A 15,984-nucleotide genomic window follows, 5' to 3' on the forward strand; every position below is an offset into this window, starting at 1 on the left:
AAGTAAGGATTAATAAATGCAGGGCAAAAAAACAAAGCTAAAACGATTAAAAACATCAGGGAGAATTTCTCCTTTCAGGAAAATTAAAATGCATTTCATTAACTGCTTAAAAGCAAATATATTTGGGAAAATAACTTATTCAGGGGCTGGCTTTTTTATTTCTATTTTTTGATATTTAAAGCACTATCCACATAAAAAAAACCAAACATTCAATGAAATTCAAGATCTTAACACTGGCGTGTTTTGTTTTAACGGTTTCTGTTGCCAAGGCGCAAACAGTTTACCAATGGAAAACAGGAACTTCTGCAGGTTACACATATAAGTATGTGACCAACGACCCAACAAAATCCCGTTTTTACACGCTGAAGAATGGCCTAACCGTCATCCTATCGCAAAACAACAAAGAACCCAATATCACCTACAAAATGGCTGTACGTGCGGGTAGCAATACAGACCCAAGAACCAATACCGGACTGGCGCATTATCTGGAGCATTTGTTATTTAAAGGTACCGACAAATTTGGTACCATGGATTATGCAAAAGAAAAGCCATATCTGGATAAAATTGAAGCATTGTATGAAACCTATAATAAAACAACCGATCCCGAAAAACGGAAGCAGATTTATAAGGAAATAGATCAGGTTTCTGGCGAAGCTTCAAATTATTCTATCGCCAATGAGTACGATAAAATGATGAAAGCTATTGGAAGCAACACGACCAATGCACACACATCTGTAGAAGAAACTGTTTATGAAGAAGATCTTCCTTCTAATGCCATTGATAAATTTCTGGCTTTGCAGGCAGAGCGTTTCCGCACACCTGTTTTCAGAATTTTCCATACGGAGCTGGAAGCAGTTTACGAAGAGAAGAACAGAAGTTTGGATAACGATGGAAGTAAAATGTATGAGGGAATGTTAAAAGCATTATTCCCTACGCACAATTACGGACAGCAAACTACAATTGGTACTATTGAGCATCTGAAAAACCCTTCATTGGTAGAAATCAGAAAATATTACAACAAGTATTATGTACCAAATAATATGGCATTGATCATGTCTGGCGATATCAATTATGATGAATTGATTAAAAAAATCGATAAAGATTTCGCCTACATGACGCAAAAACCACTTACGCTTTATACGCCGGCACCAGAAAAACCACTTACGCAAATCCAGAAAGTTGACGTGTATGGCCCAAGTGCAGAAAGTTTATTTATCGCCTACAGAGGTTATGCACAAAATAGCCACGAAAGTTTGTTGCTCGATTTAATATCAAGCATTTTAGCCAATGGAAAAGCAGGTTTGATGGATATCAACATCAACAAACAGCAAAAAATGTTGCGCGCCGGTGCGGGTTATAATCAAATGAAAGATTATGGTGTCTTTATTTTAACTGGCGCACCAAAAGCTGGTCAAAGTCTTGAAGAAGCCGAAAAGCTTTTGTTGGAGCAGGTAGATTTATTGAAAAAAGGCGAGTTTGATGAAACTTTAATCAAAGCAACTGTAGCCAACACTAAGCTTTCAGAAATTCAAGCGTTTGATAATAATGACGTACGTGCAAATGCAACCATGAATGCTTTTATTTTAAATCGTGGTAATGGATGGGATAAAATGCTGGCTTCTACAGATGCGATGGGAAAAATTACCAAAGCAGAAATTGTTGCTTTTGCCAATAAATTCTTCATCAACAATTATGCGGTTTTATTTAAACACAAAGGTGAAGATAAAACCATCAGCAAAGTAGAGAAACCAAGCATTACTGCTGTAAAAACCAATACAGATGAAGTTTCGCCTTTCACTAAAAACATTGTTCAGGCACCTGTAAAACCAATTGCGCCAAAATTCCTGGACTATAGCAAAGATCTAAATTTTGGAAAAGCAGGCATTGCCGATGTCATCTCTGTTCAAAATACAGAAAACGGTATTTTCCGAATGACTTACCGCTTTGATATGGGTTCTTACAACTATAAATTGCTTCCATATGCGGCACAGTATTTAAGTTTCTTGAGCACCGATAAATATTCTGCAGAAGAAATCAGCAAAGCGTTTTACAATATTGCGTGCAGTTACAGCGTAAATGTGGGTACAGAAGTAACCACCGTTTCTATTAGCGGATTGCAAGAAAATTTTGATAAAGCGGTTGCCTTAGTTGAAGATGTCTTGGCGCATTGCAAACCAAATGAAAAAGCACTTGAAGATTTAAAAGGTCGTATTTTAAAATCGAGAGATAATGCAAAACTGAACAAATCGTCTATTCTTAGCGGTCTAATGAGTTACGCACAATATGGAGCAGACAATCCTTTCAACTACGGATTAACGACAAATGAAATTAAAAACTTAAAATCATCTGATCTGATTTACATCTTGCACAATTTAACCAACTACAAACACGCCATTACATATTACGGGCCAAAAACATTGGTTGCTTTTAGTACGGATATTGAAAAACTTCATCCTTTAGCTAAAGAATTTACGCCAGCTGCGCCGATGAAGAAATTTGTGTACACCAAAACCGATTCTAACAAAGTATTTTTTGCAGATTATGACATGGTTCAGGCAGAGATTCGGTGGTTAAGAAACGGTGGTTTATACGATCCATCAAACTCAGCAAAAATTGCATTATTCAACAATTACTTTGGTGGCGGTATGGGTTCTGTAGTATTCCAGACTATTCGCGAGTCTAAGGCACTTGCGTATTCTACTTTTGCTGTGTATTCTTCTCCAAACAGTAAGGAAAAAGAAAACTCTGTAATTGCTTATGTAGGTACACAAGCCGATAAAATGAATGATGCCATCATCGGAATGAACGAGTTGCTAACGGTTTTACCGGAATCTGAAAAATCATTCGACTTGTCAAAAACAAACTCTTTAAATGGAATAGAAACATCAAGAATCACTAAAGATGACATCATTTCGAGTTACATGGCGGATAAAAAACTTGGTTTCGATCACGATTCAAGAGTAGATGAATATGCAAATCTTAAACCGTTAACCTTTGCAGATGTTAAGGCTTTCCATAAAGATAATCTTTCTGCAAAAGCATATGATTATTGTATTGTGGGTTCTGAGAAAAAAATAAGCATGGCCGATCTGCAAAAATATGGCCCGGTTACCAAACTTAGCCTTGAGCAAATTTTCGGTTACTAAATCATAAAAAAACACTGCGAAAACGGGCGGTTCTTAAATCCAGAACCGCCCGTTTTTTTATCTGTATACCAGCATCTGTAATATTTCTTGAATGGAAAACCTGGCGCCGCAAACAAATTCATCGGCTGCGCCATAATAAATGATTAGTTCATCACCATTTACGATATGCCCGTTGGTAAAAACCACATGTCCAAAAAAACCACTCAGTTCATATTCCTTGAGAGGGAACATGATGGGATTTTCCGTTTGCGCAATAACCTGATATGGATTATCAATATCCATTAGAAAAGCGCCCAAAGCGTACTGATGGTTTTCATTTGCGCCGTGATAAATTTCTAGCCAACCAGCAGACGTTTTGATTGGTGCTGCGCCCGCGCCTACTCTGGCACTATCCCAAAAATGACTTCTGGTCTTGATCAGACATTTATGTTTACCCCAATGTATGGCATCATGTGATTCGGCAATCCAGATGTAGTTTCCTCCTAAATCTACGCTACTTGGCCGGTGTAAAGCATAATATTTTCCATTTATTTTCTCGTCGAAAATTGCGCAATCTTTATTGTGTGGCGGCAAAATTAAACCTTGTTTCTCAAAATTCTTCCAGTCTGTTGTTGTACGCAAACCAACTGCTACACCATGTGCAGAAACGGCTGTAAATGTCAGGAAATAAGTGCCGTCAATTTGCGCAACTCTACAATCTTCTATACCAAAATATTCATCCTCATCAGAACCATACAACGGCGAATACCCTTCCGGCTCGTAAAAATTTAATCCATCTTCGCTGCAGAGCAACCTTAAATGCGATAAGGTTGTGAGGTAATCGGTATTTTTATATCGAATAATCCGCGGATCTTTTGTGTCTAATTCCGGATCACGCATCTCGATTTGCATAATTTGAATGCCATTTGCACTCAAAACCGGGAAAGATAAAATGCCTGTTTGTTGTTTTGGTCGTTCTGCAACACGTACCAGCAACCAGATTTTCCCATCGAAACGAAACACGCCCGGATTAAGCAAACAAGCAATCTCCAATCCATCTACACTGGGTTTTAAATCTATTGGTTTAAGAATTGGATTTTGATCGAAACGTTTTGCCAAATCTCTCATACAGCAAAAATTGAATGGGTTTAGTTGAAACTAAAACGGCAACCTTATGGCTGCCGTTTTAGTTTCAGAAATCTGTGTTTATAAAGAATTGATCCATTTCACAAGCTCATCTCTTCCTTTTCCGGTTTTTTGCTGAAGTTTTCCCAACAACTCATCATCTTTTCCGTCTTCATGCGCTAAATCATCATCAGTTAAATCACCATAAGCCTGTTTAACTTTTCCCTTGATTTCGTTCCATTTACCTTTAATTTCTAACTTATCCATGTGTATATATTTTATAATAATGAAGTCTTAATCTATAAACATGGCGGCCCACTTAAAGTTTTAAAAAGATTAAATTGCCTCGTAGAAAAACCAAATCAAATTCCACAACCCAATTTTAAAGTGCTTTTGTGGCCTGGATAATTTCTTCTACCACAGCTGGATCAAGCAAAGTAGATGTATCGCCCATGTTGGCTGTATCACCTTCAGCAATTTTCCTCAGGATTCTTCGCATAATTTTTCCAGATCTGGTTTTTGGTAAGCCCGATACAAACAGAATTTTATCTGGTTTGGCAATTGGCCCAATTACACGACTAACCGTTTGTAAAATATCCTTTTTGGATAGCTCTGCTTCGCCATGAATTTCAGGATAAATAACAAAAGCAAAAATCCCCTGACCTTTAACATCGTGCGGATAACCGACTACTGCACTTTCTACTACTCCGGCATGCATGTTTATAGCGTTTTCTACTTCGGCTGTTCCAATTCTGTGTCCAGAGACATTTAGAACATCATCTACGCGGCCGGTAATTCTATAATATCCATCTTCATCCCGCAAACAGCCATCGCCCGTAAAATACATATTTTCATAAGTTGAAAAATAGGTTTGTTTACACCGTTCATGGTCGCCGTAGGTGGTGCGCAAAATACCTGGCCACGGAAATTTAATACAAAGGTTTCCGCTAACACCATTTCCTTCCAGTTCATTTCCATTTTCATCAACCAATACAGGCTGAATGCCTGGTAAAGGCAAAGTAGCAAAACTAGGCTTGGTTTTGGTTACTGTAGCAATTGGCGAGATCATGATACCTCCAGTTTCCGTTTGCCACCAGGTATCGGCAATTGGCGCATTACCTTTACCAACTTTTTCATCAAACCAGTGCCAGGCTTCTTCATTAATCGGTTCGCCAACTGATCCTAAAACCCTTAAAGTACTTAAATCTTTTCCTTCCAAAGGTTGATCGCCAAAACCCATTAATGAGCGGATGGCAGTTGGTGCTGTATACAAAATGTTTACTTTATGTTTGTCTACAATATCCCAAAGGCGCGAGGGATTCGGGTAAGTCGGCACACCTTCAAACATTAATGTAGTCGCACCTTGAGACAATGGGCCGTACACAATGTACGAGTGGCCGGTAATCCAGCCGATATCTGCCGTGCAGAAATATACTTCGCCAGGCTGATAGTTAAACACATTTTTAAATGTGTAACCCGCATAAACCATATATCCACCGCAAGTATGTACAACACCTTTGGGTTTGCCTGTAGAGCCAGAAGTGTATAAGATAAAAAGCATATCTTCTGCATCCATTTCTTCTGCTTCGCAAACATCATTTACGTGCTTCACTTCATCTTCCCACCAAACATCACGGCCTTTAAGCATGCTTACAGGCGTACGTACATGTGTTAAAACGATTACTTTTTCTACCGTAGGACAGCCGATTAATGCATCGTCTATTACGTCTTTTAATGGAATAGGTTTGCTGCCGCGATAAACACCATCTGCAGTAATTACAACTTTACATTCTGCATCGTTGATCCGATCTGCGATAGATTTTGCAGAAAATCCACCAAAAACAACGGAATGAACGGCTCCAATACGTGCGCAAGCTAAAACTGCAATGGCGAGTTCTGGCACCATTGGCATATAAATACAAATACGATCGCCTTTTTTTGCACCATTTCTTTTCAACACATTTGCGAAACGACAAACGCGCTCGTGCAGCATTTTATAGGTTAATGTAACACTCTCTTCTTCAGGGCTATTTGGCTCCCAGATGATGGCTGGTTTATTTCCACTTTCTGCCAAATGCCTGTCCAGGCAATTTTCTGTTATATTTAGTTTTGCACCTTCATACCATTTGATATCAGGCTCGCTAAAATTCCATGACAATACCTTGTACCAGGGTTTGCGCCACTGAAAATCCTGTGCAACCTCTCCCCAAAATTGCTCTGGGTTTTCTACACTCTTTTTGTAATCTGCTTGGTACTGCTCGAATGAAGTAATCTGCATTTCGTATACGTTTTGTTAGTTATTATATTGGTTTTTGATCGTCTTTTAAGCTTGAAATTCAATTCAAATTTAACTTTACGGATAGGTTTTTACGTATTGCCTATCGCAAATTTTACCTAAAGGTAATCAGTTTCAAATCAAGAAAATCAACTTTTAATATCTTTAACTTTGGTTAGAAATCATCAGGCTACTGTCTTCAAGCATTAGTATCGAACAAAAAGCTCGAAATTGCAATTGAACTGGAGTTCAAATTTCTGAAGACAAGCCTAAAGTTTTTCCATTTAAAAGTATAGCACAATTGTCTTAACTGATGGATAAATTGAAGTGCAATCTAACGAAACGAAGTGAAAACTGCCTGTAATTTGATCAAAGTTTAATCTGTACATCATCAATTCGATCAAAGACAAGAGATTGTATATAAAATTCGGCCGCACTAAAAAAATATTTTAAAAATTTATAGTGGGCTAAAAATCAATTTTATTAGGTAGGCTTGACTTTTAAAACCCCTGTTTTTTATGCAGAGTCCTTTGTTTTGGTTTCATCCATTTCAGAAAAGAAGCAAAAAGCCACGCGCCAACGCCGAATTATTGAAAAGATTTATAAAAATAAATTGCAACGGTATTGTCTTTTTGAATTATTATTCAGATATTTGCACACTCTTAAAAAAATTAAGCGACGATATTTAACAACTATATTTACAAGTCATGTCAAGAGTTTGTGATTTAACAGGAAAAACGGCAATGAAAGGTAATAACGTTTCACACTCAAACGTTAAGACTAAACGCAAATTTTATCCTAATTTAAAGCTTCAGAAATTTTATATCCCTGAAGAGGACCGTTGGATTACGTTGAAAGTTTCGACTTCAGCGATTAAAACCATCAACAAAGTAGGAATTAGCGAAGCGATTAATCGTTTCGTAAAAAAAGGATTTTTGTAAAAACATTAACTGTTGAGATTAACAGTTTAAACTAATATTAAAATGGCAAAAAAAGGTAACAGAGTTCAGGTTATTTTAGAATGTACTGAGCACAAAGAAAGTGGCATGCCAGGTATGTCTAGATATATTTCTACCAAAAACCGTAAAAATACTACTGAGCGTTTAGAGTTGAAAAAATTCAACCCGGTATTGAGAAAAGTAACCGTTCACAAAGAAATAAAATAAGATTGATGGTTTAACGGTAGAAGTTTAAGGGTAAAACCATATTCTATCAATCTATCATTCAATCATTTAAAATTATAAGAACATGGCAAAGAAAGTAGTTGCAACCCTGAAAACAGGAACTGGTAAGGAATACTCGAAAGTAGTTACAATGGTTAAGTCTCCAAAAACTGGTGCTTACTCATTCAAAGAACTTATCGTTCATAATGACCACGTAAAAGATGCTATTGCATCTAAATAAGGTTAATATTTTTAACGAAAAATATTAAAGGCCGTTCCGTTTAACCCGGAAGGGCTTTTTTTGTTATCAAATCTGGCCTGGAAATATTTGACTATCTTTGAGAAAAGCATAACCATGGAAGCGTACAAATTCAAAACTAAAGTTTCTGAAAATGGAACCATTGTTGTTCCTGAAGGATTTGATGTCAAAAACAAAGAGGTTGAGGTTATTATTAAAGAGGTTGAGGTTATTATTTTAGACAACCCGATCAAAATTCCTGCGATTGAAAAAATGACAGGAAAGGAATTTGTTAAGAAATATGCAGGGATGTTTAATGACAGTGAAGCAGATCAGGCCAAATGGGAGTATCTTAAGGAGAAGCACAATTTATGATGCTTTTGTTTGACACCAATATCATCATAGATATTATCTTGACAAGAGAACCTTTTTTTAATGATTCGTCTAAGGTTTTTGAATTTATTGATGGTGAAAAATTTAAAGGTTGCATAACCGCTTCTTCTTTGACTGACATTTATTACATTGTGAAAAAGAAGTCGGATCATGCAACTGCAATTAATTTTATCGAATCTTTAATCCTTACCGTCGAAATTTTGAATGTAAATAAGGATACCATAATCCTTGCGTTGCATGCTAATTTCAAAGATTTCGAAGATGCCGTTCAAAATGCAGCTGCAGAGCTAAATCATATAGATCTGATCATTTCCAGAAATACCCAAGACTTTACCGACAGCAAAATTCCAGTACAAACCCCTACCGATTTTTTAAAACAACATAATTAATGGGCTTATTTGACTTTTTCAAAAAGAAGGAAACCGCACCTGAAGCACAAGAAGCTTTAGACAAAGGTTTGGAAAAAACTAAAGATGGCTTTTTCAGCAAAATAACTAAAGCTGTAGCCGGAAAATCATCAGTAGATGATGAAGTACTGGATAACCTGGAAGAAGTTTTGGTAACCTCTGATGTTGGTGTGAAAACCACATTGAAAATTATCGAACGTATTGAAGACCGCGTTGCCAAAGATAAATATCTGAATGCATCTGAACTTAATCATATTCTTCGTGATGAAATTCAATTGCTCCTTTCTGAGAACAACAGTAATGATTTTCGGCAGTTTGAATATGGAGATCATAAACCTTATGTAATCATGGTAGTTGGTGTAAATGGTGTAGGCAAAACCACAACTATTGGAAAACTGGCGCACAAATTAAAACAAGAAGGCTTAAAAGTCGTTTTAGGCGCTGCCGATACTTTCCGCGCTGCAGCCGTTGATCAGATAAAATTGTGGGGCGAACGCGTAGGTGTACGTGTTGTAGCACAATCAATGGGATCCGATCCGGCATCTGTCGCTTTTGATACTTTACAATCTGCAGTAGCCAACGGCGAAGATGTGGTAATTATTGATACTGCCGGCCGTTTGCACAATAAAATTGGCTTGATGAATGAACTCGGAAAAATTAAACAAGTGATGCAAAAGGTTATTCCGGGTGCACCACATGAAATTCTTCTTGTTTTAGATGCATCAACCGGACAGAATGCTTTTGAACAATGTAAACAATTTACTGAAGCTACAGACGTTAATGCACTTGCTATTACAAAATTAGATGGAACAGCGAAAGGTGGCGTGGTAATTGGAATCTCAGATCAATTTAAAATTCCGGTAAAATATATTGGAGTTGGAGAAAAAATTGGAGATTTGCAACTCTTTGATAAAAAAGAGTTTGTAAATAGCTTGTTTAAGTAAGCACTCAACCACATTCAAAACTAAGTAAAAGATTAAGTGTAAAAGATGAATACCAAGATAGCAAGAAGTAAATCGGCAATTAAACAACCCAAAATAAATGTAATTACATTGGGTTGCTCTAAAAACATATACGATTCAGAAGTTTTAATGGGCCAGTTGCGTGGCAACAACCTGAATGTTTCGCATGAATCGGATAAAATGGGTAAAGATGATATTGTAGTAATCAATACCTGCGGATTTATTGACAATGCAAAGCAAGAATCAATCGATACCATTCTACAATTTAGCGAGTTAAAAGAAGCCGGAAAAATTGGGAAAGTTGTGGTTACTGGCTGTTTATCTGAACGGTATAAACCAGAACTGGAATCGGAAATCACAAATGTAGACGCGTATTTTGGTACAAATGATCTTCAAAATATTCTTCATGAACTGGGTGCAAATTATAAACACGAGCTTATTGGAGAACGTTTACTTACCACACCTTCACATTTTGCTTATTTTAAAATTGCTGAAGGTTGCAACCGTCCATGTTCATTCTGTGCCATCCCGTTAATGCGCGGAAAACACATGAGTAAACCAATGGAAGAATTGGTAAATGAAGCAAAAATTCTGGCTAAAAACGGAACTAAAGAACTCATATTAATTGCACAGGATTTAACCTATTACGGATTGGATCTGTACGGTACGCGTAAACTGGATGAACTGATGCGTCGTTTATCTGACGTGCCGGGCATTGAGTGGATTCGCTTGCAATACGCTTATCCTTCTGGTTTCCCTATGGAAATTCTGGATGCAATGAATGAACGCGATAACATTTGTAAGTATCTGGATATGCCGCTTCAGCACATTACAGACAACATGCTTAAATCGATGCGCCGTGGAACGACTAAGCAAAAAACCATTGATCTGGTTAACCAGATTAGAGATAAAGTTCCCACTATCGCGATGCGTACCACTTTAATTTGTGGATACCCAGGTGAAACCGAACGCGATTTCGAAGAAATGAAAGAATGGGTAGCAGAAACGAAATTTGATCGTTTAGGCTGCTTTACTTACTCTCACGAAGAAAAAACACACGCTCATACTTTGGTTGATGATGTTGCAGACGAAGTTAAACAACAGCGTGTAGACGATATTATGGAAATCCAGCAGGGAATTTCATTCGATATTAATCAAGAAAAAGTTGGCAAAACTTTCAAAGTATTGGTAGATAAAAAAGAAGGCGATTTCTTTGTTGGCCGTACCGAATTTGATTCGCCTGAAGTAGATAATGAAGTGCTAATCGATGCTACAACAGGCTACGCTGCAAACGGTAGCTTTGTACAGGTAAAAATTGACAGAGCAGAAGATTTTGATCTCTACGGACAAATCGTATAACATAAACAAAAGCCGGAATTAACCTCCGGCTTTTGTTGTAGATTATTGTTGCGGCTGTAGCGATTTTAAATGATGAACCGTTTTGTATAAAAACCTTAACATCATTATGAAAAAAACGCTTATCGCCTTTCTGGCCCTTTTTGTAATCAGTATGGGCTGCAAAAAAATTATGGACACAGATCCACTATGCGCCTGTTCGCCTGTTACCAATCCTTATTTCAGTTTAGTAATAAAGAATCTAAATGGCGTAGATTTACTTGACACAACAAAACCTGGTTCGTTCGATCACTCTCAAATTCAATTGTACTCGAAAGATGCTAATGGCAACCCAAAATCAATTTCCTTTGTAGTTAGACCGCCGTTTTCTTATGGATCAGATCAGTTTATATACAATCAGTTATTGGCTCCAGATATCTCTATGTTAGCCAAAAGTATTGATGACGTGTTTTATTTAAAGTTAGGAAACAACGCAGAATTTGCACTTAACCTCAAATTTAACAACTTCAGACTTGAAAAATTGTTGTTAAACGGAGTGGAACTCCCACTGCAACAACCCGGAACAAATTATACTTATGTAGATGCAATTTATGCGTTGATTATATAAACAAAAAAAGCAGTTGAGGTAGTTTCAACTGCTTTTTTGCCTTTAAAAAGGTGTGCTATTTATCCTTCGGTTTGTCCTTAATCTGGCTTGCTTTCAACCAAACTTTTGCACCTTTTTTATTTACATAGTACTTTTCATTTTTATTATTGATGTGAACATTGGAGCCATCTGGTGCCATCTTGCCTTTCCAGACTTTATCTGCAACTTTCGATTCTCCTTTTACTGCAACCTCAGCAGTTTTATTGCCTACTTTTTCTATTACTTTGCCTGCTTCAGTTTTTTTCTCCTGTGCACTTACGCTTAAAGAGATGCCTCCAATTAAAGCGACTGTAAATAATCCCGTTAAAAATTTCTTTTTCATATCCTTGAATTTCTCTTGATAACACTTTTGAAAGTTTTTTTGTTTTAATGCAAATCGTTAAATAAAAAACTAAATCATTCTGTATCAATTACCGATTGCGGTGGATGATGAAGATGTTGCTGTTTAATTTTACATGTTTTGTAATACGTGTTGTAAGCAGATTCCATTTCGGCTAAATTTCTTTCGCCAAAATATTCCTGATAAGAAACATCAACGGTCGGTTTAAAATTATCCAAAAAATCAATCAGACTAACTGCGAATATGATTTGAATTGGTTTTTTAGTTTTTTTTAGAATATGAGAAAGGCCGGTTTCGAAATGAATTTTGTTGAGGTGCATCGAAAACAATTCGCCCTGCGGAAAAATAGTGAGCAGATTTTTTGGATCAGACAGTAACTCTGCAGCGTAATTCAGCGAATCTACTAATGTTCTTGATTTTTTATTTACAGAAAAGCAACCGATGTACTTTAGCAATTTGAACGCTTTCAATTGTGCTTCAACAGACATCGACTTAAAGTCTTTTCTGATGTATTTTCTGCAAAATCGATACACAACAGCACCGTCATTAAAGCCCACGTGATTCATAATCAATAATACGGAACGATTAGGATCTACATTTATTTCGCCCGTATAACGAACTTTACTAAAACGGCTGAGCAGAAATTTTTCTACTCCAATCATAAAAACCCGTATGTATTTATTCGGTTTGTCTTTAATCATTACAGCCATATTCTTTCAGTTGTTTTTCTATTAAGGTGTTTAAATTATGGTTAACCAGCTCGTGCCCTTCTTCAAAAATATGCAATCTTGGCCGATTCAGTAATTGCGCAAAATCCTGTCCTATTTTCGCCGGGAAAACCTTATCTTTTTTCCCGAAATACAAAAATGCATCTATGTTGTATTGGTTAATTAATGCTGCAAGTTTTGTTTTATCAAATCTGAATTTAGAATTGTAGGTAATTGCATTGTAGCAAACCAAACGGGTTTCCGTAGAGCCAAATTCTTGTTTCAAGATCCGATGCAGGTCCTGATCAATATATTTAAACTTCTGAACGGAGTTAAGTAAAAAATTTACCGTTTTCGGACTGTGAACAAGCTTGTAAGCAAGTCTATTCACCAATCGGTTATTGGATAAAATACTCACCATTTTATTTACCTGAATACCATCTGGCGCAACAAAGAATAGTTTATCTATCTTTTGCGGCATTTCTTCTAAAATTGCCCAAGCCATACATGCGCCCATACTATAAGATAAAATAGAAATCTGAGCTTCTCCAAACTGTTTTTCTTGGAGGAACAGATGAATATATTCCAAAAATTCTTTTGTACTCAATCCTTTTCTAACTTCCTCAACAGAAGAATCATTCAGAATGGTTTGTCCGTGAAAAAATAAATCGAAACTAAAAATCCTGAACTTATCTGCCAGAGTAGGCATCAAAACATCAAACTGCCTTGCATGCATACCAAAACCATGAAAAGCAAGCATTATTTTACTGCCTGTCCCATACTCGCGGTAATGTATTTTGGCTTTTGTTGTTTCCAGAAAACCCATTGGCAATTAGTTTAGCTTTTCTGCCAATAATTTCATTTCGATTACGGGAGAGTGGCGCTCGTATAAAATCCGGTAAACGGCTTTACAAATTGGCATTTCTACATCATACTCCAGATTTTTCAGGTGAATGCATTTTGCAGCATAATACCCTTCTGCAACCATATTCATCTCTAACTGTGCAGATTTAACGGTATAACCTTTTCCTACCATATTGCCGAACGTTCTGTTTCTGCTGAACTGCGAATATGCCGTAACGAGTAAATCGCCGAGATATGCAGATTCTTTAATGTCTCGATCTATCGGATGAACTGCATCAACAAAACGCTTAATCTCACGGATTGCATTGCTAATTAAAACCGCCTGAAAATTATCGCCATAACCAATTCCATGACAAATACCGCTGGCCACGGCATAAATGTTTTTCAATACTGCAGAATATTCAGTGCCAAAAATATCGTCTGAAACATTGGTTTTGATGTATCTGGTATTCAGAAATGAAGCAAAAGTTGTTGCATGATCAATATTGGTGCAAGCAATAGTTAAATAAGATAGTTTTTCTAAAGCTACTTCTTCAGCATGGCAAGGACCACTAACTACCAAAATATCGGAATAAGGAACCTCAAACTTCTCATGCAGAAATTCACCAATAATAAGGTTGTCTTCTGGCACAATGCCTTTAATTGCCGAAATAATCTTTTTGTTTCTAAAATCTTCCGGAAGTAAATCTTTTACTGAATCTTTTAAAAAAGCCGCCGGAACGTTCAAAATAATGTATTCCGCCTCCCGAAAAATTTCTTTAATATCTGATGAAATATGCGCTTCGCTGATTTTTATTTCTACAGAACTCAGATAATGTGGGTTATGTTTAAATTTTTTGATGTGGTCAATTGCTTCCTGATTTCTCATCCACCAGAAAATGGATTTATCAGTTAAATTGTCTGATAGCATTTTTACAATGGCGGTTGCCCAGCTCCCGCCCCCAATCATTGCTATTTTAGGTGCCATGTATATAAAATAAAAAATCCCGGTTTAATGTTTTAAACCGGGACAATTTAATTATTTAATGTCGTTATCTATAACCTACTTCTTACCGTCTTTGCTAAAAAGCTGGTCTTTAGAGGTTTTTTCTACAACCATTCCGTCTTTCAATTTGTTCTGAATCGCAGAATATGGCCCTGTAACCACTTCCTGTCCAGCTTTTAAACCAGAGTTTACAATAATAAACTGATCGTTCTGTATGCCGGTAGTAACTTCGGTTTTCTTAACAGTAGTTCCATTCAATACATAAACAAACTGCTTAATCTTTTTATCGGTAAGTTTCGATTTTTGCTTATCGCTGTTTTGATCTGCAGATGCATCAGCAGATGAATTTCCTGAATCTGTAAACACAGATTGAATCGGAATGGTTAATCCTTTCTTAGAATTACTTTCGATATCTACAGTTGCAGACATCCCCGGACGGAAAATTGATTGTTGTTTACCGCCTAATCCTTCTTTGATTCTGATTTTAACGGAGAAATTAGTCACCTGATCTACAGATGTTGTTGTAGTGGTGCCCACTGCGGTTGAAGAACTTGCAATTTCTGTTACCACACCATCAAATTTACGGTCTGAATAGGCATCTACTTCAATCGATGCTTTATCGCCCACTTTCACTCTTGTGATGTCGTTTTCATTTACATCAACATTCACTTCCATTGATGAAAGGTTAGAAATACGCATAATTTCTGTACCAGCCATTTGTGAAGTTCCCAAAATACGATCACCAAGTTCTATAGATAATTTAGATACCACCCCATCAACCGGTGCGTAAATAGTTGTTTTGGCCAAATTCGCGCCGGCTTCTTTTACGCTGGAATTTGTTTGTTCCAGTGTAAATTTAGCGCCTACAACATTTTCTTTAGAACTTTGTAGGGTTGCCTTAGCGTTTAAATACGCGGCTTTAGCGGCATCAAACTCAGAGGCCGAAATTACCTTTTTACCGAACAATTCTACATTACGTTTATAGGTTGATTCCTCGTTTGCAAAAGTGGCCTGGCTTTGAGCCAGTTGCTGTTGTGCCGCTGCAACACTTGCTTTTTGGGCATTATAGGTTGCCACGCTGCGCTCATAACCCGATTGTAAAACATCTGGTCTAACTTTACACAGCAATTGGCCGGCTTTAACAATATCGCCCTCTTTAACTTTAAGTTCCACAACCTCTCCCGAAATTTCTGAACTCAATTTTACTTCAGTTTCCGGTTGAATTTTACCACTTGCCGTTACCGTTTCAACAACGGTTTTATCTGACGCTTTTTCTGCTGTTACCTTTTCAGTTTTGCTGCCGCCAATAACGCCGCCGACTTTCAGTCCGATTAATAGAACGATGATTACAACAACGGTAATGATAATATGCTTCAGTTTCATAATGTATTTTGTTTC

Annotated in this window: 17 protein-coding genes; 9 read left to right on the plus strand and 8 right to left on the minus strand. The window is 37.0% G+C overall.

Annotation, left to right across the window (positions count from 1 at the left end):
• Nucleotides 1-212 precede the first annotated feature (212 nt).
• A complete protein-coding gene (locus tag ACJVDH_RS16150; protein WP_443944439.1) occupies nt 213-3,146 on the plus strand; it encodes a M16 family metallopeptidase in 2,934 nt (977 codons plus the stop codon).
• A gap of 57 nt (nt 3,147-3,203) precedes the next feature.
• Here ACJVDH_RS16150 and ACJVDH_RS16155 read toward each other — a convergent pair whose 3' ends face one another.
• The 3 genes from ACJVDH_RS16155 to acs form a co-directional block, all read right to left on the minus strand.
• The gene (locus tag ACJVDH_RS16155) at nt 3,204-4,253 is read right to left on the minus strand and encodes a glycoside hydrolase family 130 protein (RefSeq protein WP_443944440.1); all 1,050 of its coding nucleotides are present in this window, start codon (nt 4,251-4,253) and stop codon (nt 3,204-3,206) included.
• Between the two features lie 78 nt (nt 4,254-4,331).
• Nucleotides 4,332-4,517: a CsbD family protein gene (locus tag ACJVDH_RS16160; RefSeq protein ID WP_443944441.1), complete on the minus strand. Its 186-nt coding sequence runs from the start codon at nt 4,515-4,517 to the stop codon at nt 4,332-4,334.
• 115 nt (nt 4,518-4,632) lie between these two features.
• Nucleotides 4,633-6,528: an acetate--CoA ligase gene (gene acs / locus ACJVDH_RS16165; protein ID WP_443944442.1), complete on the minus strand. Its 1,896-nt coding sequence runs from the start codon at nt 6,526-6,528 to the stop codon at nt 4,633-4,635.
• A 704-nt stretch (nt 6,529-7,232) separates the two neighbouring features.
• Between acs and rpmB the strand changes: the two genes are divergently transcribed.
• The 8 genes from rpmB to ACJVDH_RS16205 all read left to right on the plus strand — a co-directional run bounded on the left by rpmB (nt 7,233) and on the right by ACJVDH_RS16205 (nt 11,651).
• On the plus strand, nt 7,233-7,466 hold the full coding sequence (rpmB, locus tag ACJVDH_RS16170; protein WP_090884816.1) for a 50S ribosomal protein L28: 234 nt from the start codon (nt 7,233-7,235) through the stop codon (nt 7,464-7,466).
• A 42-nt stretch (nt 7,467-7,508) separates the two neighbouring features.
• Complete coding sequence (gene rpmG / locus ACJVDH_RS16175; protein ID WP_010599807.1) at nt 7,509-7,691, plus strand: 50S ribosomal protein L33; 183 nt, start codon at nt 7,509-7,511, stop codon at nt 7,689-7,691.
• A gap of 82 nt (nt 7,692-7,773) precedes the next feature.
• Nucleotides 7,774-7,929 (plus strand): DUF4295 domain-containing protein, encoded by a 156-nt coding sequence (locus ACJVDH_RS16180; RefSeq protein WP_443944443.1) that lies wholly within the window; start codon nt 7,774-7,776, stop codon nt 7,927-7,929.
• Nucleotides 7,930-8,043: 114 nt separating this feature from the next.
• Nucleotides 8,044-8,301, plus strand: coding sequence for a hypothetical protein (locus tag ACJVDH_RS16185; protein ID WP_443944444.1), 258 nt, complete (start codon nt 8,044-8,046; stop codon nt 8,299-8,301).
• Nucleotides 8,298-8,708, plus strand: a complete 411-nt coding sequence (locus tag ACJVDH_RS16190; RefSeq protein WP_443944445.1) for a type II toxin-antitoxin system VapC family toxin — start codon at nt 8,298-8,300, stop codon at nt 8,706-8,708. The genes ACJVDH_RS16185 and ACJVDH_RS16190 overlap by 4 nt, the downstream gene beginning before the upstream one ends.
• Nucleotides 8,708-9,670 carry a signal recognition particle-docking protein FtsY gene (gene ftsY, locus ACJVDH_RS16195; RefSeq protein WP_443944446.1) on the plus strand — a complete coding sequence of 321 codons (963 nt, stop codon included), beginning with the start codon at nt 8,708-8,710 and terminating at the stop codon, nt 9,668-9,670. Before ACJVDH_RS16190 ends, ftsY begins: the two co-directional genes overlap by 1 nt.
• Before the next feature lie 45 nt (nt 9,671-9,715).
• The gene (gene rimO, locus ACJVDH_RS16200; protein WP_443944447.1) at nt 9,716-11,047 is read left to right on the plus strand and encodes a 30S ribosomal protein S12 methylthiotransferase RimO; all 1,332 of its coding nucleotides are present in this window, start codon (nt 9,716-9,718) and stop codon (nt 11,045-11,047) included.
• A gap of 106 nt (nt 11,048-11,153) precedes the next feature.
• Complete coding sequence (locus tag ACJVDH_RS16205; RefSeq protein ID WP_443944448.1) at nt 11,154-11,651, plus strand: hypothetical protein; 498 nt, start codon at nt 11,154-11,156, stop codon at nt 11,649-11,651.
• A gap of 55 nt (nt 11,652-11,706) precedes the next feature.
• Here ACJVDH_RS16205 and ACJVDH_RS16210 read toward each other — a convergent pair whose 3' ends face one another.
• The 5 genes from ACJVDH_RS16210 to ACJVDH_RS16230 form a co-directional block, all read right to left on the minus strand.
• A complete protein-coding gene (locus ACJVDH_RS16210) occupies nt 11,707-12,012 on the minus strand; it encodes a hypothetical protein (protein ID WP_443944449.1) in 306 nt (101 codons plus the stop codon).
• Between the two features lie 74 nt (nt 12,013-12,086).
• Complete coding sequence (locus ACJVDH_RS16215) at nt 12,087-12,731, minus strand: 1-acyl-sn-glycerol-3-phosphate acyltransferase (RefSeq protein ID WP_443944450.1); 645 nt, start codon at nt 12,729-12,731, stop codon at nt 12,087-12,089.
• Complete coding sequence (locus ACJVDH_RS16220) at nt 12,724-13,563, minus strand: alpha/beta fold hydrolase (RefSeq protein WP_443944451.1); 840 nt, start codon at nt 13,561-13,563, stop codon at nt 12,724-12,726. The genes ACJVDH_RS16215 and ACJVDH_RS16220 overlap by 8 nt, the downstream gene beginning before the upstream one ends.
• Before the next feature lie 6 nt (nt 13,564-13,569).
• The gene (locus tag ACJVDH_RS16225) at nt 13,570-14,568 is read right to left on the minus strand and encodes an NAD(P)H-dependent glycerol-3-phosphate dehydrogenase (RefSeq protein ID WP_443944452.1); all 999 of its coding nucleotides are present in this window, start codon (nt 14,566-14,568) and stop codon (nt 13,570-13,572) included.
• Nucleotides 14,569-14,643: 75 nt separating this feature from the next.
• A complete protein-coding gene (locus ACJVDH_RS16230) occupies nt 14,644-15,969 on the minus strand; it encodes an efflux RND transporter periplasmic adaptor subunit (protein ID WP_443944453.1) in 1,326 nt (441 codons plus the stop codon).
• Nucleotides 15,970-15,984: the final 15 nt, after the last annotated feature.

It is taken from the genome of Pedobacter terrestris, from assembly GCF_052343045.1.
Taxonomy (GTDB): Bacteria; Bacteroidota; Bacteroidia; order Sphingobacteriales; family Sphingobacteriaceae; genus Pedobacter.

Bases quoted from the DNA above. Each gene is read 5' to 3' on its own strand.
- ACJVDH_RS16160 (WP_443944441.1), bottom strand. From the start codon at position 4,517: ATGGATAAGTTAGAAATTAAAGGTAAATGGAACGAAATCAAGGGAAAA.
- ACJVDH_RS16230 (WP_443944453.1), bottom strand. From the start codon at position 15,969: ATGAAACTGAAGCATATTATCATTACCGTTGTTGTAATCATCGTTCTA.
- ACJVDH_RS16215 (WP_443944450.1), bottom strand. From the start codon at position 12,731: ATGATTAAAGACAAACCGAATAAATACATACGGGTTTTTATGATTGGA.
- ACJVDH_RS16180 (WP_443944443.1), top strand. From the start codon at position 7,774: ATGGCAAAGAAAGTAGTTGCAACCCTGAAAACAGGAACTGGTAAGGAA.
- rpmG (WP_010599807.1), top strand. From the start codon at position 7,509: ATGGCAAAAAAAGGTAACAGAGTTCAGGTTATTTTAGAATGTACTGAG.
- ftsY (WP_443944446.1), top strand. From the start codon at position 8,708: ATGGGCTTATTTGACTTTTTCAAAAAGAAGGAAACCGCACCTGAAGCA.
- ACJVDH_RS16220 (WP_443944451.1), bottom strand. From the start codon at position 13,563: ATGGGTTTTCTGGAAACAACAAAAGCCAAAATACATTACCGCGAGTAT.
- ACJVDH_RS16155 (WP_443944440.1), bottom strand. From the start codon at position 4,253: ATGAGAGATTTGGCAAAACGTTTCGATCAAAATCCAATTCTTAAACCA.
- ACJVDH_RS16190 (WP_443944445.1), top strand. From the start codon at position 8,298: ATGATGCTTTTGTTTGACACCAATATCATCATAGATATTATCTTGACA.
- rimO (WP_443944447.1), top strand. From the start codon at position 9,716: ATGAATACCAAGATAGCAAGAAGTAAATCGGCAATTAAACAACCCAAA.
- ACJVDH_RS16150 (WP_443944439.1), top strand. From the start codon at position 213: ATGAAATTCAAGATCTTAACACTGGCGTGTTTTGTTTTAACGGTTTCT.
- rpmB (WP_090884816.1), top strand. From the start codon at position 7,233: ATGTCAAGAGTTTGTGATTTAACAGGAAAAACGGCAATGAAAGGTAAT.
- ACJVDH_RS16185 (WP_443944444.1), top strand. From the start codon at position 8,044: ATGGAAGCGTACAAATTCAAAACTAAAGTTTCTGAAAATGGAACCATT.
- ACJVDH_RS16205 (WP_443944448.1), top strand. From the start codon at position 11,154: ATGAAAAAAACGCTTATCGCCTTTCTGGCCCTTTTTGTAATCAGTATG.
- acs (WP_443944442.1), bottom strand. From the start codon at position 6,528: ATGCAGATTACTTCATTCGAGCAGTACCAAGCAGATTACAAAAAGAGT.
- ACJVDH_RS16225 (WP_443944452.1), bottom strand. From the start codon at position 14,568: ATGGCACCTAAAATAGCAATGATTGGGGGCGGGAGCTGGGCAACCGCC.
- ACJVDH_RS16210 (WP_443944449.1), bottom strand. From the start codon at position 12,012: ATGAAAAAGAAATTTTTAACGGGATTATTTACAGTCGCTTTAATTGGA.